General features: G+C 71.6%; 23 protein-coding genes, 1 tRNA gene and 1 other RNA gene. 13 read left to right on the top strand and 12 right to left on the bottom strand.

Translation table 11 applies throughout. The features are described 5' to 3' along the window. The first annotated feature begins 44 nt into the window (after window positions 1–44). The 4 genes from ACPPVO_RS58240 to ACPPVO_RS58225 are packed head-to-tail and all read left to right on the top strand — an operon-like array spanning window position 45 to window position 2,935. Complete coding sequence (locus tag ACPPVO_RS58240; protein WP_426508422.1) at window positions 45–701, top strand: response regulator transcription factor; 657 nt, start codon at window positions 45–47, stop codon at window positions 699–701. After that, window positions 698–1,816 (top strand): sensor histidine kinase, encoded by a 1,119-nt coding sequence (locus tag ACPPVO_RS58235; protein ID WP_426508421.1) that lies wholly within the window; start codon window positions 698–700, stop codon window positions 1,814–1,816. The genes ACPPVO_RS58240 and ACPPVO_RS58235 overlap by 4 nt, the downstream gene beginning before the upstream one ends. A 43-nt stretch (window positions 1,817–1,859) precedes the next feature. Beyond that, window positions 1,860–2,489 (top strand): TetR/AcrR family transcriptional regulator, encoded by a 630-nt coding sequence (locus ACPPVO_RS58230; RefSeq protein WP_426508419.1) that lies wholly within the window; start codon window positions 1,860–1,862, stop codon window positions 2,487–2,489. Next, window positions 2,486–2,935 carry an acyl-CoA thioesterase gene (locus tag ACPPVO_RS58225; protein WP_426508417.1) on the top strand — a complete coding sequence of 150 codons (450 nt, stop codon included), beginning with the start codon at window positions 2,486–2,488 and terminating at the stop codon, window positions 2,933–2,935. The genes ACPPVO_RS58230 and ACPPVO_RS58225 overlap by 4 nt, the downstream gene beginning before the upstream one ends. Here ACPPVO_RS58225 and ACPPVO_RS58220 read toward each other — a convergent pair. The 4 genes from ACPPVO_RS58220 to ACPPVO_RS58205 all read right to left on the bottom strand — a co-directional run bounded on the left by ACPPVO_RS58220 (window position 2,894) and on the right by ACPPVO_RS58205 (window position 4,992). Next, a complete protein-coding gene (locus tag ACPPVO_RS58220; RefSeq protein WP_426514903.1) occupies window positions 2,894–3,319 on the bottom strand; it encodes a nucleoside deaminase in 426 nt (141 codons plus the stop codon). The genes ACPPVO_RS58225 and ACPPVO_RS58220 overlap by 42 nt on opposite strands. Window positions 3,320–3,339: 20 nt before the next feature. After that, window positions 3,340–3,861: a tRNA adenosine deaminase-associated protein gene (locus tag ACPPVO_RS58215; protein ID WP_426508415.1), complete on the bottom strand. Its 522-nt coding sequence runs from the start codon at window positions 3,859–3,861 to the stop codon at window positions 3,340–3,342. A gap of 322 nt (window positions 3,862–4,183) precedes the next feature. After that, window positions 4,184–4,387, bottom strand: coding sequence for a hypothetical protein (locus ACPPVO_RS58210; RefSeq protein WP_426508413.1), 204 nt, complete (start codon window positions 4,385–4,387; stop codon window positions 4,184–4,186). 95 nt (window positions 4,388–4,482) lie between these two features. Then, complete coding sequence (locus ACPPVO_RS58205; RefSeq protein WP_426508412.1) at window positions 4,483–4,992, bottom strand: hypothetical protein; 510 nt, start codon at window positions 4,990–4,992, stop codon at window positions 4,483–4,485. Window positions 4,993–5,634: 642 nt separating this feature from the next. On the opposite strand from ACPPVO_RS58205, the gene ACPPVO_RS58200 reads away from it, so the two are divergent. Further along, a complete protein-coding gene (locus ACPPVO_RS58200; RefSeq protein ID WP_426508410.1) occupies window positions 5,635–6,639 on the top strand; it encodes a prephenate dehydrogenase in 1,005 nt (334 codons plus the stop codon). 164 nt (window positions 6,640–6,803) lie between these two features. On the opposite strand, the gene mtnA is transcribed toward ACPPVO_RS58200, so the two are convergent. Further along, window positions 6,804–7,730 (bottom strand): S-methyl-5-thioribose-1-phosphate isomerase, encoded by a 927-nt coding sequence (mtnA, locus tag ACPPVO_RS58195; protein ID WP_426508408.1) that lies wholly within the window; start codon window positions 7,728–7,730, stop codon window positions 6,804–6,806. 150 nt (window positions 7,731–7,880) lie between these two features. Between mtnA and ACPPVO_RS58190 the strand changes: the two genes are divergently transcribed. Then, complete coding sequence (locus tag ACPPVO_RS58190) at window positions 7,881–8,324, top strand: hypothetical protein (protein WP_426508406.1); 444 nt, start codon at window positions 7,881–7,883, stop codon at window positions 8,322–8,324. A gap of 75 nt (window positions 8,325–8,399) precedes the next feature. Here ACPPVO_RS58190 and ACPPVO_RS58185 read toward each other — a convergent pair whose 3' ends face one another. After that, complete coding sequence (locus ACPPVO_RS58185) at window positions 8,400–11,633, bottom strand: DNA polymerase III subunit gamma and tau (protein WP_426508404.1); 3,234 nt, start codon at window positions 11,631–11,633, stop codon at window positions 8,400–8,402. A gap of 90 nt (window positions 11,634–11,723) precedes the next feature. Continuing rightward, window positions 11,724–11,817: signal recognition particle sRNA small type (ffs, locus tag ACPPVO_RS58180), an RNA gene on the bottom strand. Window positions 11,818–11,871: 54 nt separating this feature from the next. Here ffs and ACPPVO_RS58175 point away from each other — a divergent pair. From ACPPVO_RS58175 to ACPPVO_RS58155, 5 genes are all read left to right on the top strand, one after another. Beyond that, a tRNA-Ser gene (locus ACPPVO_RS58175) sits at window positions 11,872–11,956 on the top strand. Window positions 11,957–12,247: 291 nt separating this feature from the next. Then, window positions 12,248–12,520: a hypothetical protein gene (locus ACPPVO_RS58170; protein ID WP_426508402.1), complete on the top strand. Its 273-nt coding sequence runs from the start codon at window positions 12,248–12,250 to the stop codon at window positions 12,518–12,520. A gap of 285 nt (window positions 12,521–12,805) precedes the next feature. Then, window positions 12,806–13,081: a hypothetical protein gene (locus ACPPVO_RS58165; RefSeq protein WP_360375303.1), complete on the top strand. Its 276-nt coding sequence runs from the start codon at window positions 12,806–12,808 to the stop codon at window positions 13,079–13,081. Window positions 13,082–13,344: 263 nt separating this feature from the next. Then, window positions 13,345–14,256 carry a helix-turn-helix domain-containing protein gene (locus ACPPVO_RS58160; protein ID WP_426508399.1) on the top strand — a complete coding sequence of 304 codons (912 nt, stop codon included), beginning with the start codon at window positions 13,345–13,347 and terminating at the stop codon, window positions 14,254–14,256. Window positions 14,257–14,327: 71 nt separating this feature from the next. After that, on the top strand, window positions 14,328–14,510 hold the full coding sequence (locus tag ACPPVO_RS58155) for a DUF397 domain-containing protein (RefSeq protein ID WP_426508397.1): 183 nt from the start codon (window positions 14,328–14,330) through the stop codon (window positions 14,508–14,510). Window positions 14,511–14,513: 3 nt separating this feature from the next. Here ACPPVO_RS58155 and ACPPVO_RS58150 read toward each other — a convergent pair whose 3' ends face one another. Beyond that, window positions 14,514–14,717, bottom strand: coding sequence for a DUF397 domain-containing protein (locus ACPPVO_RS58150; protein ID WP_426508396.1), 204 nt, complete (start codon window positions 14,715–14,717; stop codon window positions 14,514–14,516). Window positions 14,718–14,889: 172 nt separating this feature from the next. Then, window positions 14,890–15,363 carry a DUF6232 family protein gene (locus ACPPVO_RS58145; protein WP_426508394.1) on the bottom strand — a complete coding sequence of 158 codons (474 nt, stop codon included), beginning with the start codon at window positions 15,361–15,363 and terminating at the stop codon, window positions 14,890–14,892. A gap of 284 nt (window positions 15,364–15,647) precedes the next feature. Here ACPPVO_RS58145 and ACPPVO_RS58140 point away from each other — a divergent pair, with 284 nt between their 5' ends. Together ACPPVO_RS58140 and recR are read left to right on the top strand one after the other, a co-directional pair. Then, a complete protein-coding gene (locus ACPPVO_RS58140) occupies window positions 15,648–16,007 on the top strand; it encodes a YbaB/EbfC family nucleoid-associated protein (protein ID WP_426508392.1) in 360 nt (119 codons plus the stop codon). Between the two features lie 11 nt (window positions 16,008–16,018). Then, window positions 16,019–16,612: a recombination mediator RecR gene (gene recR / locus ACPPVO_RS58135; RefSeq protein ID WP_360375315.1), complete on the top strand. Its 594-nt coding sequence runs from the start codon at window positions 16,019–16,021 to the stop codon at window positions 16,610–16,612. Here recR and ACPPVO_RS58130 read toward each other — a convergent pair. The 3 genes from ACPPVO_RS58130 to leuA form a co-directional block, all read right to left on the bottom strand. Further along, a complete protein-coding gene (locus tag ACPPVO_RS58130; protein WP_426508390.1) occupies window positions 16,609–16,851 on the bottom strand; it encodes a hypothetical protein in 243 nt (80 codons plus the stop codon). The two genes, recR and ACPPVO_RS58130, sit on opposite strands and share 4 nt — an antisense overlap. Before the next feature lie 68 nt (window positions 16,852–16,919). Beyond that, window positions 16,920–17,585, bottom strand: a complete 666-nt coding sequence (locus tag ACPPVO_RS58125) for an HNH endonuclease family protein (protein WP_426508388.1) — start codon at window positions 17,583–17,585, stop codon at window positions 16,920–16,922. 81 nt (window positions 17,586–17,666) lie between these two features. Then, the gene (gene leuA, locus ACPPVO_RS58120; RefSeq protein ID WP_426508387.1) at window positions 17,667–19,382 is read right to left on the bottom strand and encodes a 2-isopropylmalate synthase; all 1,716 of its coding nucleotides are present in this window, start codon (window positions 19,380–19,382) and stop codon (window positions 17,667–17,669) included. Between the last annotated feature and the right edge of the window lie 12 nt (window positions 19,383–19,394).

Genomic DNA, 19,394 nt, shown 5'->3' with positions numbered 1-19,394 from the left:
GGCGCTTATCCCCGGCTTACGCGGCGGCACGGCACCATGGGGACATGCGAGTGCTGGTGGTCGAGGACGAGCAGCTGCTGGCCGACGCGGTCGCCGAGGGGCTGCGCCGCGAGTCGTTCGCGGTCGACGTGGCCTACGACGGCGCGGGCGCCCTGGAGCGGCTCGGCGTCAACGAGTACGACGTGCTGATCCTCGACCGCGACCTGCCCGCGGTCGCCGGCGACGAAGTCTGCCGCCAGGTCAGCGCGCGCCTGCCCGACACCCGGATCCTCATGCTCACCGCGGCCTCGGCCGTGGCCGAGCGGGTCGCCGGGCTGTCCCTCGGCGCCGACGACTACCTGGGCAAGCCGTTCGCGTTCACCGAGCTCGTGGCCCGGGTCCGGGCCCTGGGCCGGCGCGCCCGCGCGGCCGCCCCGCCGGTGCTGGAGCGCGGCGACCTGCGGCTGGACCCGAACCGGCGCGAGGTGTTCCGGGGCGGGCACTACGTGGCGCTGACCCGCAAGGAGTTCGCGGTGCTGGAGGAGCTGCTGCGGGCCGCGGGCGGGGTCGTCTCGGCCGAGCAGCTGCTGGAACGGGCCTGGGACGAGCACATCGACCCCTTCACCAACGTGCTGCGGGTGACCGTGATGACGCTGCGCCGCAAGCTCGGCGATCCGCCCGTCATCGAGACCGTCGCCGGAGTGGGGTACCAGATCCCGTGAGACACCTGCGCATCCGCGTCCGCCTGACCGTGCTGTTCGGCGCGCTGTTCCTCGCCGGGGGAGCGCTGCTGCTCGGGGTGACCTACCTGCTGGTCGAGCAGAACATCCACCAGCGCAAGTCGCCCGTGAAGCTCGACGACCTGCCGCCGGAGGCCCTCAGCCTGCTCGGCGCCGACCAGCAGCGGTTCCTGGACACCGTGCGGCAGCTGCAGGAGCGCCAGGACCAGATCGAGCAGTCCACCCTGCACGCCCTGATCACCCAGGGCTCGATCGCGCTCGGCCTGGTGACCGTGATCGGGGTCGGCTTCGGCTGGCTGGTCGCGGAGCGCGCGTTGCGGCCGGTCGGGCGGATCACCGAGACGGCCCGCCGGGTGGCCGGCGGCAGCCTGCACGAGCGGATCGCGCTGAACGGGCCGCGGGACGAGATCAAGGAGCTCGCGGACACCTTCGACTCGATGCTGGAGCGGCTCGACCAGGCCTTCGACGGGCAGCGCCGGTTCGCCGCCAACGCCTCGCACGAGCTGCGCACGCCGCTGACCATCAACCGCACGCTCATCGAGGTGGCGCTCGGCCGGCCCGACCCGCCGCCGGAGCTGGTGCAGCTGGGGGAGACGCTCCTGGCCGTCAACGCGCGGCACGAGCGGCTCATCGACGGGCTGCTCACGCTCGTCGCCTCCGAGCAGGAGCTGACCGTGCACGACCGGGTCGACCTCGCCGAGGTGGCCCGGCACGTGGTCGCGGACGCGGACGTCGTGGCCGACCTCGGGCCGGCGCCGGTCACCGGCGACCCGGTGCTGCTGGAGCGGGTCGTGCAGAACCTCGTGGACAACGCGCTGGCGTACAACGTGCCGGACGGCGCGGTCTGGGTCACGACCACGCTGGCCGGGGACTGCGCGCTGCTCGTCGTGGAGAACACCGGAGCCGTCATCCCGGGGTACGAGATCCCGGGTCTTTTCGAGCCCTTCCGCCGGCTGCGGTCCCGGACCGGCTCCGCCCGCGGCACCGGGCTGGGGCTGTCGATCGTGCGCTCGGTGGCGGTCGCGCACGGCGGGACGGCCGAGGCCGAGCCGCGGGCCGGCGGCGGGCTGCGGGTGACGGTGACCCTGCCCACATAAAACAATCCGACCGATCGCACTTTTTTATTGGTACCGTCTGAGCATGATTGACGGCCGATTGGCGCGCGGCGAGCGGTCCCGCACCGCCGCCCTCGACGCCGCGGTCGTGCTGGCCACCGAGTCCGGCCTCGACGGGCTCTCGTTCAACCAGCTCGCCGAGCGCCTCGGGGTCAGCAAGTCCGGGCTCTTCGCGCACTGGCGCACCAAGGAGGAGCTGCAGCTCGCCGCGGCCGACCACGCCGAGGCCCGCTTCACCGAGGTGGTCGTGCGCCCGGCGCTGTACCAGCCGCGGGGCGTGCGCCGGCTCTGGGCGCTGCACGAGCAACGGCTGGCCGACATCGCCTCCGGTGAGCTGCCCGGCGGGTGCTTCTTCTGCCTCGCCCAGTTCGAGTTCGTGGCCCGGCCCGGGCCCGTGCACGCGCGGCTGGCCGGGGCGCTGGAGCGCTGGCACGTGCTGCTGGAGCGGCTCGTCACCGAGGCCGTCGAGCTGGGCGAGCTGCGCGCCGACACCGACCCTCAGCAGCTGTCGTTCGAGCTGAACGCGCACGGGACCGCGGCCGTCTACGAGTCGCGCCTGCTGCCCGCGAGCAAGGTCTACGCACACGCGCGCACCGCCGCCCTCGTGCGGCTGCGCGGTCTCAGTCCCCGACCCGAACTTCTTCCGGAGGCATGATGTCCGGCCACGTGGAACCGTTCACCGTTCACTTCGACGACCTCGACCCGATGGGGATCGTGCACAACTCGCGGTACGCCGTCTTTCTGGAGCGCGCGCTCTCGCAGTGGTGGGGCGAGCGCGGCGTCTCGTTCGCCGGCGGCCGGCCGTCGTCGCCCGATGCCATGCACGCCGTGGCCGAGTACTCGATCTCCTACCGGACCCCGGTCCGCGGCACCGGCGACATCGGCGTGCACTTCTGGATCGAGACCCTCGGGGAGAGCAGCGCGGTGTACCGCTTCCGCATCCTCTCCGCCGACGGCGCGACAGTCCACGCCGAGGGCCGCCGGGTCAACGTGAAGCTCGACCCGGGCACGCTGCGCCCGGCGCCGTGGACCGAGGACGCCCGGCGCACGGCGGAGCCGCTACTGGCGGTGCGTACGGAAGAAGTCGCGCAGCAGCGCTGAGGACTCGGCCTCGAGCACGCCGCCGATCACCTCGGGGCGGTGGGTGAGCCGCCGGTCGCGCAGCACGTCCCACAGCGAGCCGGCGGCGCCCGTCTTGGGCTCCCACGCCCCGAACACGACCCGCCCGACCCGGGCCAGCACGATCGCGCCCGCGCACATGGTGCACGGCTCGACGGTGACGACGAGTGTGCAGTCCTCGAGCCGCCAGCCGGTCGCACCGGCGGACCGGCGCAGGGCCAGCATCTCGGCGTGCGCGGTGGGGTCGCCGGTGAGCTCGCGCTCGTTGTGCGCGGCGCCGAGCTCGGTGCCGTCCGGCCCGAGCAGGACGGCCCCGATCGGCACGTCGGCCCCGGCCTGCGCGGCGACCTCGAGGGCCCGGCGCATCGCGCCCTCCCAGTGCCGCATCAGGCCTCGCGGAGTTCCTCGATCTCGTCGCCGGCCCCGATGGCCTGGCCGATCTCGGCGGTGATGTCGGCCGGGAGCATGCCCTCCTGGGTGCACAGCTCCATGAGCCGTCCGCCGGGCATGCCGAGGTCGGCCAGCAGCTCCGGGTCGCCGACGGGCTCGATGTCGGGCTCGGCGGCGGGCCGTTCCTCCTCCTCGTCCTCCTCGGCCTCATCCTCGTCGGCGGCGGCGATCTCGGGCAGCTGCTCCTCGATGTCGCCCAGGAGGATCGCGCCCAGCCGCGACTCCTCGGCGAACAGCTGATCCGAGCCGAAGACCCGCAGATCCTCGCCCTCGTCGAGGCGGAGGATCACGAGGTACGCGTCGTCGGACTCGACGAACAGCAGCGAGACGGACGCCTCGGGATCGGCGTCACGAAGGCGATCGGTGATCTCTTCGATGTCGGCGACGCCGCTGAGGTCCAGCTCGGCTGCGGCCCAGCCCTCAGCGCCGCGCGTGACAGCGGCAGCGAAGTGCGACACGGTCCCCCCGGTCGGTGCTCGTCGGTACGCGTGAACACTATTCGAGTGGCTTGCGGCTTGCGGGCAAAGGGCCCCGGAGTCCGTCTCGGCGAGTCGTCTTCTCCTTACGCCCGAGAGGGTGAACTCGAACGGGCTCCTCCGGCCGGTCCGCCGCGCGCGGCTCGGCGTTAGGGGCTCCGCCGGCCGTTCGTGGGGCCCGGCCGCCGGTTCGTCGGACGCGGCTCAGCCGGCGGTTCGCCCGACGCGGCTTGCGGCTCAGCCGGCGGTTCGCCCGACGCGGCTTGCGGCTCAGCCGGCGGTTCGCCCGACGCGGCTCGCGGGCTCAGCCGGCGATTCGGCGCCGGTTGGCGATGAGCTCGCGCAGGCGGTCGGCGCGCAATCGGCGTGGATGGAGCCGCTCGCGGAGCGCCTTGGCATCCGCGAGTTCGACCAGCAGCGCGAGCCGCCGGCGTCGCCGCTCGGGATCGAGCCGCTGCAGCCTCAAAGCCATGGTGCTGAGGGTGATCCTCGACGCAATCGGCGTCAAGAGAAGCATTGGGTTTTCGCGATTTTCGAAGCTTGGTCCCTGGTACCGCAACAGTCAGTCGCGGCGTTCACCACGCAGCGCATTTCGCACGCGGCTCACCACAGGAGCCAGTCGCCACCGGCGAGGCGGTAGGCGACGAGGATGCCCGCGATCGCCACCGCCACGCCGCTCGCGGCCGCCACGCCCACCGCGGCCCCCCGGTCGCCGAAGCGGGCCAGGATCGCGGCCGCGCCCCACGCGAGGAAGCCGGCGACGAGGGACGCCCACACGTAGGAGCGGGCCGAGCCGTTCATGAGCAGCCCGAACAGCAGCATCCAGGCCGCGCCCGCGGCGCCGCCGATGGCGACCGACTGGCCGCGGACGGGCAGGGGCTCGCGGTAGGTCGGGCGGGCCTGGCTGACCTTGAACATCGGCGGCCGCAACGCGCCCTGCCAGGCGCCGTAGGCCGCGGCGGGGGTCGGCGGCCGCGCGGTCGGCGTCTGGGCGCTCAGCCGCGGCGGCGGGCCGACGACCGGCCGTCCGGTGGCCCCCGGCCAGGGGCCGGGCTGGGCGGTCGCCGCGGCGGGACCGCCCGGCTCCTTCCACTGCGACTCGCTCACTGCCACATTTGCAGCTTAGCCCGGCGCGTCAGCCGAAGACCGCGAGCCGTTTCCAGCTCGCCCCGGCGACCATGGTGAACTCGCCGCCGGCCACCACCTGGCGCAGCGGCTCGCTGGCGGTGAGCGTGCGCACCCCGACGATGCCGTTGGCCTGTGGCGCCCAGTCCAGCAGGCGAGCGAGTCCCGCTTCGCGTCCGCAATGCGCGAAAAGTCACCGGCCGTATACACAGAGTGACCATCGGTAGCCAGGGCGCGTACGGTCGCGTCCGCGCTCGGGGCCCAGTCGAGCAGGGCCCCGGTGCGCGCGTTGAACGCCGCCAGGCGGGCCCGCGGGATGCTGCGGCCGTTCACGACCGCGTTGCCGAAGGAGCCGCCCACGTAGACGGTTTCGCCCAGGTAGGCGGCGGCGTAGACGGTTCCGTCGAACTGCGGGGAGCGCAGCGGGCTCCGCTGGACCCCGGCCGCGCTCGCGATGCCCCCGGAGGGGACGGCGACGGCCGCGACGGCAGCCGCCACAAAAGGGATAAGTCGCATGGAAGCACGGTAACTGGACGTAATCTCGCGAACGGTCAGGAATAGGTCCACATAAGTCGTTCGGCGGGCGTCCCGAGCCGAACGGGTGATCGGGCGGTGTGCGACAGTTCCGCAGTGCGGGTTGCGACGTTGAACGTGGCGGTGATCGGCCTCGGGCTGATCGGCGGGTCGGTCCTGCGGGCGCTCGCGGCGCACGGGCACCGGGTGAGCGGGTACGACGCGGATCCGGCGACGCGCGCCACCGCGCGCACGGCCGCGGCCAAGGCGCCGGCGAACGCGCGCTGGCACGTGTCCGGCTCGATCGCCGACGCCGTGCGCGACGCCGAGCTGGCCGTGGTCGCGGTGCCGCTGCCGGCCGTGGGGTCGGTCTTCGACGAGCTGGCGTCCCTCGGGTACGTCGGCGTCGTCACCGACGTCACCTCGGTCAAGGGCCCGGTGCGCGACCTGGCCGCCGACCGTCTGCGCACCGGCGGGCAGGCGCTGGCCACGTTCATCGGCGGGCACCCGATGGCCGGCCGCGAGACGTCGGGCTTCACCGCCGCCGACACCCGGCTGTTCCAGGACTGCGCCTGGGTACTGTGCCTGACCGAGGACGGCGCCCACCTGCGCGACTGGGTCGACCTCGCGGCCCTCGTCACCGGCCTCGGGGCCCGGGTCGTGCCGGCCACCGCCGACGAGCACGACGCCGCCACGGCCGCGATCTCGCACGTGCCGCACCTCGTCGCGGCCGCGGTCGCCGCGCTCATCTCCAACGATCCGCTCGCCGGGACGCTGGGGGCCGGGTCGTTCCGCGACGGTACGCGCGTGGCCGCCTCCCGCCCCGACCTCACCGCGGCGATGTGCGGGGGCAACGCGCCCGCGGTCGGGCGGGCCCTCGACGCCGTGCTGGCCGACCTCGCGGCGGCCCGGGCCGCGCTGGACGGGGCCGACCCGATCGGCGCGCTCACCGCCTGGCTCACTCCCGGCCACACCGCGCGGGTCGCCTGGCCGCCGGAGCCGGGCGAGTCCGCCGACCTGCCCGCGCGCGCCGACGTCCTGCTGCGCCTGGGCCGCGTCGGCGGCTGGATCGAGTCGGTCTCGGCCGATCGCAAGACCGTCCGGGCCGTGCGCCCGGCGTGACCCCGGTGGCTGGGCGTCGGCCCGGCGCCCGGCGTGATTTCGTTCGGTGGCTGGGCGTCCGCCCGGCGTCTGGCGTGGTTTCGTTCGGTGGCTTGGCGTCGGCCCGGCGCCCGGCGTGCTCTCGTTCGGTGGTTGGCGTCGCCCGGCGTGACCTTGCTCGGTGGTTAAGCGTCCGCCCGGCCCGAGAAGGTCCTTCTGTCGGTGACCACCGCGGTCACCAGCTCGGCCGGCGTGACGTCGAACGCCGGGTTGACCGCGTCCGTGCCCTCGGGCGCCGTCGCCCCCGCGACCTCGGCCGCGCCCCGGTCCTCGATCTCCACGTCCGCCCCCGACGCCGTGGCGAGGTCCACCGTGGACTCCGGCGCCACACAGATGAACGGGATGCCGGCCGCGCGGGCGCCGAGCGCGTGCGCGTACGAACCGATCTTGTTCACCACGTCGCCGTTCGCGCAGATGCGGTCGGCACCCAGGATCACCGCGCCGACCTCGCCGCGCGCCATGAGGAACGGCCCGGCCGAGTCGACCGCGAGCCGGTGCGGGATGTTCGCCTTGCGCAGCTCCCACGTGGTCAGGCGCGCGCCCTGCAGCAGCGGCCGGGTCTCGCTGGCGATCACCCCGCCGAGCGCCCCGCGGCGGTGCAGCTCGAAGACGACCGCGAGCGCCGTACCGTCCACGACCGTGGCGAGCCCGCCCGTATTGCAGTGCGTCAGCAGCGTCGGCGCCGCCCCGCAGAGACTCTGGACCAGGTCCGCCCCGCGCTGGGCCATGCTCCGGGAGTTGGCGATCTCCTCGTCCCGGACGCGCAGCGCCTCCGTCAGCACCGCCTCGAACGACGGCAGCAACGCCACCGCCCGTTCCACGCCGCGGGCCAGGTTGACCGCCGTCGGCCGAGCAGTGCGCAGCAGGTGTACCGCCTGATCCCGCTCCCGCCCCGCCTCGAACTGCTTCGCCGCGAGCGCCACCCCGAGCGCCCCCGCGACCCCGAGCGCCGGCGCCCCGCGCACGCGCAGCCGCCGAATCGCCTCGACGAGCCCGTCAACGGTCTCCAGCCGCAGGTACACCTCTTCCCCGGGCAACCGCGTCTGATCCACCAACACCACGGCGCCGTCAATCCAGTCAATCGTGTACATCAATGCCAACTGCCTTCCGTCGCCCGATGGAATTCGTCCGTTCGGACCTACGCCACGCCGGTTTGTCTAAAGCCCCGACAGCGGACGTCGATGGGCGTACATTCGGTTTTCATGAGCTCCGCACTGGTGCTCGCGGCGGTCCCGATTGTGCTGGCCGCGGGTTTGCTAGCGTTGATGAAGGTCCCGACCAATCTTCAGCTGACCGTGACCGACAGCGCCCTCGTCATCGAACCGCAGGGCCTGGACCGCCTCTGGACCAGGCGCGACCGCGTGGAACTTTCGCTGGCCGCGGTCTCCTCCATTCGCATTGCGCCCCGCTCCGAGGCCCCGCCCCTGCCGCCGCGCCGCAATGCCCTGCACCTGCCGGGAATCATCACGGCAGGCGCGCACGGCAATACGTTCTGGGACGCCCGCCGAGGCGACCAGCTCCTCATCATCCAATGCCTGCCGGGAGCGGAGTTCGGCACGCTGGTGCTGCAGTTCGCCAACCCTTTCGCGACGCTGACCCGAACGCGAACGGTACTCGCCCCGCACCCCCACCGCGCCGCCACCTGACAGTCTTTCCGCACCGCTGAATCGGCCCCAGCACCGCGTTTCAACCGCGGTGCCGGGCGCTTTTCACGACCGCGGTCAGGTGCTGATTTCGCTGATCTTCTCGGCGCCGAGCGTCTCCATCAGCAGCCGTACCGCGGCCTCTTCGCTCGTCTCCCGCACCTCGGACGCGTCGTCGAGCAGCTCGTCACCCGGGTCGAGGCCGGGGAACCGCGGGTCGGCGACGGGCGAGTCGTACTCGGGGTCGAAGGGCGGCTCTTCCGCGCCCACACCCTCCCAGGCCGACTCGCCACCGGCGCGGGCCGGTGCGCGCCCCGGGGCCGCGGCGGGGCCGGCGTTGCGACGACCTCCCCCGGCCGCGGAGGCCGCGGCGCGGCTGGCCGCCTCGCGGGCCTTCTCCACCGCGCTCGAGCCACCTTGGCGCGCCCGGCCGCCGTTGGTCGCCGGAGCCGGGGCGCTATTTCCGGCAAATGCGGACGAACTGGACGGGGCGGCACCCGCGGGAGATGCCGTGGCCCCTCCGGCGGACGGTGGGGCGGCGAATTGTCCGGAGGCGGCGGCCGCGGACCGAGCGGCCGTGTGGGCGGCGGACTGCGCGGAGGCGGTGCCAGCCGGGTCGCGATGGGCGTGGACGGTGCCGGCGGCGGGATGCGAGGCAGCGGTGCCGGCGTGGGCGGACCGCGCGGAGGCGGTGCCGGCGGCGGGCTGTGCGGAGAGGGTGGCCGCGGACTGGGCGGTTGCGCCGGGCGCAGCGGCTCCGTGAGTGGCGGCGACCGCGTGGGTGACGGCGGGCGAGTTGGCGGCCGACGGATCGGGGGCGGATGGGTGCGCGGCGATGGGGGCCGCGGCCGGGCCGCCGAACTGTGCCCCGCCCGGGCCGCCCGGCTGTGCCCCGCCCGGGCCGCCCGGCTGTGCCCCGCCCGGGCCACCGAACGGTGCCACGCCTGGGCCGCCCGACATTGCCCCGCCTGGGCCGCCGGACATTGCCCCGCCTGGGCCGCCGGACATTGCCCCGCCTGGGCCGCCGGACATTGCCCTGCCCGGGCCGCCGGACGTTGCCCCGGGCGAGCCGGCCGGTAGTGCCCCGGGCGAGCCGCCCGGAAGTGCCCCAGCGGAGCCGCCGGGTGTTGCCGCGGCCGGCCAGTCGCCTCCGAGTGCCGCCGGCGTCGGCCACTCCTCCGCAGCGGACGCGCTCGCCGCGCCGCCCGGGATCGCGGCCACCGGCCACTCTTCCTCTTGCGCGGCGGCTTGCGGCGCGGCCACCGGCTGCGGGGCGCTCGACGGGCGGGCCTGCTGCGGCGCGGAGTACGACTGGCCGTTGCCCGCCGGTGCCGGACCGGCAGGCGGCGCGGGTGACGACGGGCCGGAGGGCTGGGGCGTCGGCTTCGGGGGCGCCGGGCGGTTGCCGCCGCCTCCGCCGCCGGGCTGGCCGCCGATTTCGCAGCGCACCTGCCAGCGGCCTCCCAGGAGCTCCTGAAGCGCCTTGAGCAGCACGTCCGGGGAGGCGTTGAGCATGTCGGCGTGCGTGGAGTACTTGAAGCCGAGCACCAGCGTGGTGCCCTCCACGCTCTGGACCGTCGCCTCGCGCACGATGGCGCCGGCCTTCTTGCTCTTGTCGTTCACCAGGGCCAGCAGGTCGGGCCAGACGCGGCGGATGGCGTCGGCGTCCATGCCGCCTCCACCGCTCGCCGGCGGGGCGGACACGACCGGCTCGGGAGGCTGGGGTGCGGGAGCCTGCGCGGCCTCGGGCTGAGGTGCAGGGGCGGCCGGCGCCGAGGGATCGGGATCGGGTGCGGGCTCGGACCAGGTGCCCGGCGGCGGCGCGGCGGCCGGCGGCGCGGGCGTGGCGCCGTTCGAACGCGCATCCCTGATGTAGTCGAGGCCCCGGTTGCCGCCCTCGCCCGCCGCCGGCGAGACCGGAGCGGCGGAAACGGGGCCCGGAGCCGCGGAAGCGCGGGCCGGCGCGGCAGAAACGTGGGCCGGTGCGGCAGAAACGGGTGGCGCGGCAGCAGCGGGTGGCGCGGCAGCAGCGGGTGGCGCGGCAGCAGCGGATGGCGCGGTGAAAACGGGTGGCGCGGCGGACGCGGGGGGCGGAGCGGAAGCCGGGGCCGGGGCGGAAACGGGGGCCGGGGCGGCCGCGGGCACGCCGCCGGCCTGGAGGCGGCGCTCCATGCGCTCCAGGCGCTGCAACAGCGCCGAGCTCGAATCGTCGGCGCCCGGCAGGAGCATGCGGGCGGTGATGAGCTCGAGCAGCAGCCGCGGGGCCGTGGTGCCGCGCATCTCGGTGAGGCCGTTGTGCACGATGTCCGCGTAGCGCGAGAGGGTCGCCTGGCCCAGCTGGGCGGCCTGGGCGCCCATCCGCTCGAGCTGGTCGTGCGGCGCGTCGAGCAGGCCCTTCTCGACGGCGTCGGGCACCTGCTGCAGGACGATCAGGTCGCGCAGGCGCTCGAGCAGGTCGGAGGCGAAGCGGCGCGGGTCGTGGCCAGCCTCGACCACGCGGTCGATGACTCCGTAGGCGCCGCGGCCGTCGTCGGCGGCGAGGGCCTCGCACATCTCGTCGATGAGGGCCACGTCGGTGACGCCGAGCAGGGCGACCGCGCGGCTGTAGGTGACGCCGTCCTCGCCCGCGCCGGCGATGAGCTGGTCGAGCACCGAGAGGGTGTCCCGGGCCGAGCCGGCCCCGGCGCGCACCACCAACGGGAAGACGGCGGGCTCGACCTTCACGCCCTCCATGGCGGTCATCTGCTCGATGTACGGCCGCAGGACGCCCGGGGGGATCAGCCGGAAGGGATAGTGGTGCGTCCGGGACTTGATCGTGCCGAGCACCTTCTCGGGCTCGGTGGTGGCGAAGACGAACTTGACGTAGTCGGGCGGCTCCTCGACCAGCTTGAGGAGCGCGTTGAAGCCGGCCGAGGACACCATGTGGGCCTCGTCGATGACGTACACCTTGAAGCGGCTCGAAACCGGCGCGAAGAATGCCCGCTCGCGCAGGTCGCGCGCGTCGTCGACGCCGCCGTGGCTGGCCGCGTCGATCTCGATGACGTCGATCGAGCCGGAGCCGTCGGGCGCCAGGTCTCGGCAGGACTGGCACTCGCCGCACGGCTCCGGGGTCGGCCCGCGCTCGCAGTTGAGCGAGCGGGCCAGGATGCGGGCGCTACTGGTCTTGCCGCAGCCGCGGGGGCCGGAGAAGAGGTACGCGTGGTTGAGCCGCCCCGAGCGCAGGGCCTGCGACAGCGGTTCGGTGACGTGTTCCTGGCCGATGATCTCGGCGAACGTGCGAGGCCGGTACTTGCGGTAGAGCGCGAGCGCCACCAGCGGTCCTCCGTTCGACTAGAGCCGGGACCACCGTACTCCCGACCACCGACACTTTTCGGCGGGCGTCACCGGGCGGGCTCAGGATGCAAAGAGGCCACCCGTGCACCCGACAGAGCTCACTTATCCTTGCTGCCTTCCGGCCCTGGGGAGGTTCATGAGGTGCCGCCGCACGAGTGGCTTACGGACCACAATACCCGGTGCGCGAACCTCGCAAGCGATGGGTATCCTGGCGCACGGAGGATTCGCCTAGTGGCCTAGGGCGCACGCTTGGAAAGCGTGTTGGGATAAAACCCTCACGAGTTCGAATCTCGTATCCTCCGCCGTTCGACCAGGCAAAACGCCGGGTTGCCCACTGCGGGCGCCCGGCGTTCGGCTTTGCGGGTGCGAAGAGCGCCACCGGCGCCGGGCCGCCGGGGGGCGCACGGCAGGGTGTGGTGCGCGTCTCACGCCGGTCCTCCCGCTCGCCCGATCGTGGTCCGAAATCCCGGAACGCCATCCACCGGTCAGGCAATCGTCACGTCGCCATCTGCGATATGGCAGGTTGACGCCTGTTCCGGGGTGACGACGCATGGGACCATCTGAATACCGACACGCTGTTGGAGGGGGCGGCGATGTTCTATCGGAGCTCGGACATCCTGATCACCAGCACGCACGTGGTTGTGATGTACCCCGAGGCCCAGCGGTTTCCGCTCGACGAGATGGAGGCGCCGTACATCGTGAAGCACGGTCGGGGGGCCGGCTTCCGTACGGGGCACGAGATCCGGGCGCGCTTCGGATCGACCGACGTACGCATCTTCTACACCACCGACCGCGCCACGTTCGGGGCCGTCCGAAGGGCTCTGATCCGCGCCCTGGAGTACCGCTCCGACCCGCTGCCGATCTGACGCCGACCCCCGGGGTGTCACCGTGCGTAATTTGCAACCGGCTTTTCGGCTATCTGCGATATGGCAGGTTGTGAGCTAGCGCGTAGGGATGCGGCCATGCAACCATCGAAGGAGAGCCACGAGGGGGTGAGTGGCGGAAGCGCACCAGCGCCCGGCGGCGAGCGGGCGCTGTTCTGGTTGCGGCCGCCACCTTTGGTTACGCGGAGAGGCGGGCATCGACGTCCGATGCCATCCTCACCGCACGGCCGACCCCTCGAGCAAGGCCGAGGGGAAAGGGATATGCGAATGTTCTACCAAAGCCCCGACCTGGTCGTGACCAGCGATCACTTCGTGATCCTGCGCCCGGCGCAAGTGCAGTACCGCCTGGACTTCCTCGAGGGCGTGTACGTGCTGCAGCACCCTCGCTCGGGCCGGTCCCGCCCGGCTCAGGAGATCCGCGCCCAGTACGGACCCCATGACGTCAGACTTTTCCACAGCACCGACCGCCAGACCTTCGGGCAGGTGCGGCGGGCCCTGATCCGGGCCCTGGAGTGGCGCGCTCGCTACGCGACGTCGGGTTGACCACTTTCGCCGGGTCGTGACCCTACTGTCCGGTAGGTAACGATCCGGCGAAACTGCCATATCCCCGAGTGCCGTATCGCAGTTAGGTTCTACACTGGGCGACGGCCTGACAGGGTCACCCGTGCGAGTGACATATTTCCCGACAACGTGGGGTATGGGCGACTCGCATCTTTTCATGACTTACCCACACGCCACGACCCGGCGCGTAGGCTGAACTACGACCAGCGATATGGCAACTAGACATACGTCCAACGAGGGACACGATGAGTTCGGGTGACGCGCCCGCGGCCGCTCGCCGGAAGGTTCGGCTGGCGATCAAGGATGCCCGCTCCCGCAAGGGAGACACCCAGTCTCAGGTCGCCGAGGCGATGGAGTGGTCCCTCTCGAAGGTGATGCGGATCGAGTCCGGCGAGGTCACCATCTCGGCGAACGACCTCCGCCCGCTGCTGTCCCACCTCGGCATCAGGGATCGCCAGATCGTTGAAGATCTGATCCAGGCGGCCAAGGCATCCAAGCGGCAGCGGAAGCAGTGGTGGGACGACCGGCGCTATCAGGACATGCTGACGCCGGCCATGCGTCAGATGATCAGCTACGAGGCCGAGGCCACGGTGATGCTGAGCTTCGCGCCGGCGGTCATCCCCGGATGGCTGCAGACCGAGGCCTATGCCCTCGCCGTGAACAGCGGCTTCGTGGGTGATCTGACCGACGCCGAGATTCGCACGCGCGCCGAGATCCGGACCGCGCGTCGCCACGCGCTGCGCGATCGCGATCCGCGCCCCAAGCTTTTTGCGTTGTTCGACGAGTCGGTACTCCTGCGCCAGTACGGCGGGGCCGAGGCACTTGGAGAGGCGCTGTCCGCGGTCAGTTCGGCAATCGCCGAAGGCTGGATCAGCGTGCGCATCCACCCGCTCTCGAGCCCTTATCCGCCGTTCGGCCAATTCGATTTGCTGTACCTGTCGAGCGAAGACAACAGCCACGCCGTGTTGTACCGAGAGAGCTATACCATCGACGAAATCGTCGACGATTCCGTCCGCATCGCGCGTCATCGCGAGGGCTGGGATCGGATGTGGGACGCCTCTATCGGGGAAGTCGAATCGGCCCGGAGGATTGCTGCCGCCGCGAAGGCCCCCGCCGCCGCGGATCTCTGGCCGGCCGATGAAGGATCTTCGGCCTGAAGCCGAAGAACCCGACCGGAGGCGATCTGCCTCCCTGTCAGAAACCCAGGTGAACCATGCACGAATCGGCCATGCCACGCGTCTTCCGCCGCAGCTCCTACTGCAGCAACACGACGTGCGTCGAGGTCGCCGCCGCGAACAATGTGCACGTTCGGGACGGCAAGAACCCCGGCGAGGCTGTGCTCTCCTTCGAGTCCGGCCCGTGGCGGGCATTCATGGCCGGGGTCAAGATCGGCCAATTCGACCGAGCCTAGCCGTCAGCGGTTCGCCGCGATTTCGTCAGACCGCAGGCCGGCGATGAAGGTTCGCCAGGCTGACCGGTCGAATCTCAAACGGGCGGAGTCCCGATCCTTGCCGTCGCGAATGAGTACCACGTCAGCGTTGGATGCCACCTCGACGCACGTGTTCGAGCCGCAGAATCGGGACCTGCGCCAGTCGAGAGCGTTGCTGTTCTCGGCCATCGGGTCGACCTCCTGAAACCCTAGGACGTGAGCCCTCAGCATACGTAGCGCGTCGCAACACGACACGCGAGTATGCAAGGTTGGCCCATGAATGCATATTTCCGGCAAACCGGGCAACGGGCGTTGCCCGCGGGACTACGAGTCCCGCGGGCAGGTGCTGGAGGTCGACCCCTCAGAGCAGGGAGTTCAGCCTCCGGTAAGCCTCGGCGTAACCGGTGCGGTCGAGGCGCTCCATGCTCGCCGCGTTGGCGGCGAAGGCGCGCATCAGGCTGCGCCGTATGCGCAGAACCGTAATCGCGTTGTTCGATGCGAATAGCGTGACGCCGGCGCCGGCGTAACTGGCGCGCAGCAGCCAGACGACCGGGGTGAAGATCCGGATCGCCCGGCCGGTCAGCGGCGGCACCGACAGCACCGCCGCGGCGACCACGAATTGACCGGGGCCATCGGTGAGCGTCATCGCGGCCACGGCCCCCACCGTGACCAGGGCGCCCGCGGCAACGAGCGCCGCGCGACCGGAGCGGCCGCCGTGCTCGATGCGCAGATCTTCGAGGGCCTCCAGGTCGTACACCTGGGGCTCGGGTTTCCAGATCGCGAAGACATCATCAGTGATGACGATGTCGTGACTCTGATAGAAGACGGTCGGCATCGGTTCCCCCCTTAGCCTCGTCAAACAGTATGAGTCGGCTGCGTCACAGATCGCCAGACCACCAGGTGCCATATCGCAACCTGCGAAACTCCTACTCGCCGTGCGACCGTCGTCACCGTGGGTGGGCCGTGTCGTGCTGAACGCCCCACCAGCGTGGCGAAGGCGGACGGATGCGCGCAAACGAATTCGGAAGAACCAATCCTTCGGTCGGCGAGCGCCGGTACCGTCCCGGGGTGATGCGGCGGGACAGGCCCTAAGCTGGATCGACGGTCACGCTGACAACAATGAAGGAGCGCCCTGTGCGGCCCGGTGGACAGCCCAACCTGCAGCAGATGATGAAGCAGGCCCAGAAGATGCAGCAGCAGATGGTCGCCGCCCAGGCGGAGCTGGCCGAGGCCGAGCTCACCGGCACGGCCGGCGGCGGGCTCGTCACGGCGACGGTCAAGGGGACCGGTGAGGTCGTCGCGGTGAAGATCGACCCCAAGGCGGTCGACCCGGACGACGTCGAGACGCTCGAGGACCTCGTCGTCGCGGCGGTGCACAACGCGGCTCAGGCCGCCAAGGAGCTGACCGAGCAGAAGATGGGCCCGCTCACCGCCGGCCTCGGGGGCCTGGGCGGCGGGCTCGGCCTGCCCGGCTTCTAAGGGCGACCGGCGTGTACGAAGGCGCCATCCAGGATCTGATCGACGAGCTTGGGCGCCTGCCCGGGGTCGGTCCGAAGAGCGCGCAGCGCATCGCGTTCCACGTGCTCGCGGCCGACCCCGTGGACGTCAAGCGGCTCGCCCAGGCGCTGCAGCGGGTCAAGGAGCTCGTGCGCTTCTGCACGCGCTGCTTCAACGTGGCCGAGGCCGAGCTCTGCCGGATCTGCCGCGACCCGCGCCGCAGCGATGACGTGTTCTGCGTCGTCGAGGAGCCCAAGGACGTCGTGGCGATCGAGCGCACGGGTGAGTTCCGCGGGCGGTACCACGTGCTCGGCGGCGCGATCAACCCGCTCGAGGGCGTCGGGCCGGACAACCTGCACATCCGGGAGCTGATGATCCGGCTGGCCGAGGGCACCTGCAAGGAGCTGATCCTCGCGACCGATCCCAACACCGAGGGCGAGGCCACCGCGACGTACCTCGCGCTGCTGGTCAAGCCGATGGGCCTCAACGTGACCCGGCTCGCCAGCGGCCTGCCCGTCGGCGGCGACCTGGAGTACGCGGACGAGATCACCCTCGGCCGGGCGTTCGAGGGGCGCCGGGCGGTCTAGCCCTCGGGACGGTTGAGGATTCCGGCGACGACCGCGTGGACGGCGGCCAGGTCGGCCGGGTCCTTCAGCGTGCCCCGGGCGCCGGTCACCGAGTACCACTCCTCGGCGTCCTTGTATTGAACCTTCACGACGAACGACCCGTCGGCGCCGAGCACGGACTCCAGGGTCAGGTCCCCGGTCACGACCCCGACCTCGTCGGTCATGACGCCGCCGGGGCCGGCCGTGATGTCGGTCCGCAACGGCGCAGGGGGAGGAACCGGACCCGCAGTCGTGGTCGTCTCCGTCATCCGGTTCCTCCAAAAGCGCATCAGCAGGTAGCCAGCATGTCCGCGAGCGCGGTCTTCTCGGCCTGGGTGACCGACAGCTTGTAGTACGCCTTCACTGTTACCCAGTCCGTCGCGTACGTGCACCAGAATGCGTGGTTCGGCGGCTTCCACGTCGACGGGTCCTGGTCACCCTTGGACCGGTTGGACTGAAGGCTGACCGCGAACAGCTGCGGCCGGGTGAGGTCGTTGGCGAAGTCCTTGCGCTGGTCGTCGGTCCACTTCGCGGCGCCCGAGCGCCAGGCGGCCGCGAGCGGCACCATGTGGTCGATGTCGAGGTCCTGCGGGTCCGTGAGGTTCTTGTCGTCGTACGGGCTGTGCCACGAGCCGGCGGTGATCTTGCAGTCGGCGGTGGCCTTGACGCTCTTGCCGTCGCGCTTCAGTACGACGTCGCGCGTGTCGCAGCCGTTCCCCTGGCTGATCCAGTGCGTGAACTTCTCGCGGCTGTACCCGGACATCGAGGCGGCCGCGGCGACGGTCAGCCCGTTCAGCGACGCGGCCCCGCCGCCACCGCCGGAGCCCGCTGTCGGGCCGGAGGTGCCCTGGGCCGAGCCGGGGGTGGAGGAGACGTCGCAGCTGCCGGCGCCGGTGAGCACCGTTGCGAGCGCTAGAGCGATGAGAACGGCTTTGCCGTTGGTGGAGGGGCGCACGCCCTTACTGTGCGGCATCGATGCACGCAACGCGCGCAGGACCCGCCCGTGACGATCACCACGGGCGGGTCCGATTGCCGACTAACCGCGGTTGGCCGCGCTCAGCACCGCGCGCAGGGATGCCGTGACGATGTTCGCGTCGATGCCGACGCCCCAGTACGTCGTGCCGTCGACCGAGCACTCGACGTACGCCGCGGCCTGGGCCCCCTCGCCCGACGTCAGCGCGTGCTCGGCGTAGTCCAGCACCCGCACGTCGACGCCGACGTCGCCCAGCGCGTGCACAAATGCGTCGATGGGGCCGTTGCCGGTCGCGTGGACGCTGCGGGCCTCGCCGTCGACGGTGATCTCCGCGGCCAGCGTGACCTTGCCGTCGGCGGTGTTGGCCTCGTACGAGTTCAGCGTGAAGCGCCGGTCGGAGAAGTACTCGCCGGAGAAGATGTCCCACATCTGCTGCGGGCCGACCTCGCCGCCCTCGTCGTCGGTGTGCCGCTGCACGACGCCCGAGAACTCGATCTGCAGCCGGCGCGGGAGGTCCAGGTGGTGCTCGGACTTCATGACGTACGCGACGCCGCCCTTGCCCGACTGCGAGTTGACCCGGATGACGGCCTCGTAGGAGCGGCCCAGGTCCTTCGGGTCGACCGGCAGGTAGGGCACGCCCCACGTGAACTGGTCGACTTCGACCCCGGCCGCCACCGCGTCGCGGTTGAGGGCGTCGAAGCCCTTCTTGATCGCGTCCTGGTGCGAGCCCGAGAACGCGGTGTAGACTAGGTCGCCCGCGTACGGGTGGCGCTCGTGCACCGGCAGCTGGTTGCAGTACTCGACCGTGCGCTTGATCTCGTCGATGTCGGAGAAGTCCACCTGCGGGTCGATGCCCTGCGAGAACAGGTTCAGCCCGAGGGTCACCAGGTCGACGTTGCCGGTGCGCTCGCCGTTGCCGAACAGGCACCCCTCGACCCGGTCGGCGCCGGCCAGCAGGCCCAGCTCCGTGGCCGCGACAGCGGTACCCCGGTCATTGTGCGGGTGCAGCGACAGTACGACCGACTCCCGGCGCGGCAGGTTGCGCGACATCCACTCGATGGAGTCGGCGTAGACGTTGGGTGTCGCCATCTCCACCGTCGCCGGCAGGTTGACGATCAGCGGGCGGTCCGGGGTCGGCTGCAGTACCTCGATGACCGCGCTGCAGACCTCCAGCGCGTAGTCCAGCTCCGTGCCGGTGTACGACTCGGGCGAGTACTCGTAGAAGATCTCGGTGTCCGGGGTGATCGCCTCGGCGTACTTCTGGCACAGCCGCGCGCCCGAGGTGGCGATGTCGGTGATCCCGGCCTTGTCCAGCCCGAACACCACGCGCCGCTGCAGGGTCGACGTCGAGTTGTAGAAGTGCACGATCGCGCGGCGGGCGCCGACCAGCGACTGGAAGGTGCGCTCGATCAGGTTGTCCCGGCACTGGGTCAGGACCTGGATCGTGACGTCCTCGGGGATCAGGTCCTGCTCGATGAGGGTGCGCACGAAGTCGAAGTCGGTCTGGGAGGCGGCCGGGAACCCGACCTCGATCTCCTTGTACCCCATCCGGACCAGCAGGTTGAACATCCGCCGCTTGCGCTCGACCGACATCGGGTCGATCAGGGCCTGATTGCCGTCGCGCAGGTCCACCGCGCACCAGCGGGGCGCGACCGTGACCTCTTTGCCCGGCCACTGCCGGTCGGTCAGCGGGATCGTGAACTGTTCAGAGAACGGCTTGTACCGGTGGATGGGCATCCGGCTGGCGGTCTGGCGGGCGATCTCAGACATGTTCTTCATGCTCCTGGGTTG

The organism is Dactylosporangium sp. McL0621 (genome assembly GCF_049995355.1).
Taxonomy (GTDB): domain Bacteria; phylum Actinomycetota; class Actinomycetes; order Mycobacteriales; family Micromonosporaceae; genus Dactylosporangium.
This window is presented reverse-complemented; position numbering and strand designations above follow the sequence as displayed.

What these genes read in the sequence shown, in the direction of transcription:
- ACPPVO_RS58240 (WP_426508422.1), top strand. Translation starts at nt 45, where the DNA reads ATGCGAGTGCTGGTGGTCGAGGACGAGCAGCTGCTGGCCGACGCGGTC.
- ACPPVO_RS58230 (WP_426508419.1), top strand. Translation starts at nt 1,860, where the DNA reads ATGATTGACGGCCGATTGGCGCGCGGCGAGCGGTCCCGCACCGCCGCC.
- ACPPVO_RS58225 (WP_426508417.1), top strand. Translation starts at nt 2,486, where the DNA reads ATGATGTCCGGCCACGTGGAACCGTTCACCGTTCACTTCGACGACCTC.
- ACPPVO_RS58220 (WP_426514903.1), bottom strand. Translation starts at nt 3,319, where the DNA reads ATGCGCCGGGCCCTCGAGGTCGCCGCGCAGGCCGGGGCCGACGTGCCG.
- ACPPVO_RS58190 (WP_426508406.1), top strand. Translation starts at nt 7,881, where the DNA reads ATGAGCTCCGCACTGGTGCTCGCGGCGGTCCCGATTGTGCTGGCCGCG.
- ACPPVO_RS58170 (WP_426508402.1), top strand. Translation starts at nt 12,248, where the DNA reads ATGTTCTATCGGAGCTCGGACATCCTGATCACCAGCACGCACGTGGTT.
- ACPPVO_RS58165 (WP_360375303.1), top strand. Translation starts at nt 12,806, where the DNA reads ATGTTCTACCAAAGCCCCGACCTGGTCGTGACCAGCGATCACTTCGTG.
- ACPPVO_RS58160 (WP_426508399.1), top strand. Translation starts at nt 13,345, where the DNA reads ATGAGTTCGGGTGACGCGCCCGCGGCCGCTCGCCGGAAGGTTCGGCTG.
- ACPPVO_RS58155 (WP_426508397.1), top strand. Translation starts at nt 14,328, where the DNA reads ATGCCACGCGTCTTCCGCCGCAGCTCCTACTGCAGCAACACGACGTGC.
- ACPPVO_RS58150 (WP_426508396.1), bottom strand. Translation starts at nt 14,717, where the DNA reads ATGGCCGAGAACAGCAACGCTCTCGACTGGCGCAGGTCCCGATTCTGC.
- ACPPVO_RS58145 (WP_426508394.1), bottom strand. Translation starts at nt 15,363, where the DNA reads ATGCCGACCGTCTTCTATCAGAGTCACGACATCGTCATCACTGATGAT.
- ACPPVO_RS58140 (WP_426508392.1), top strand. Translation starts at nt 15,648, where the DNA reads ATGAAGGAGCGCCCTGTGCGGCCCGGTGGACAGCCCAACCTGCAGCAG.
- leuA (WP_426508387.1), bottom strand. Translation starts at nt 19,382, where the DNA reads ATGAAGAACATGTCTGAGATCGCCCGCCAGACCGCCAGCCGGATGCCC.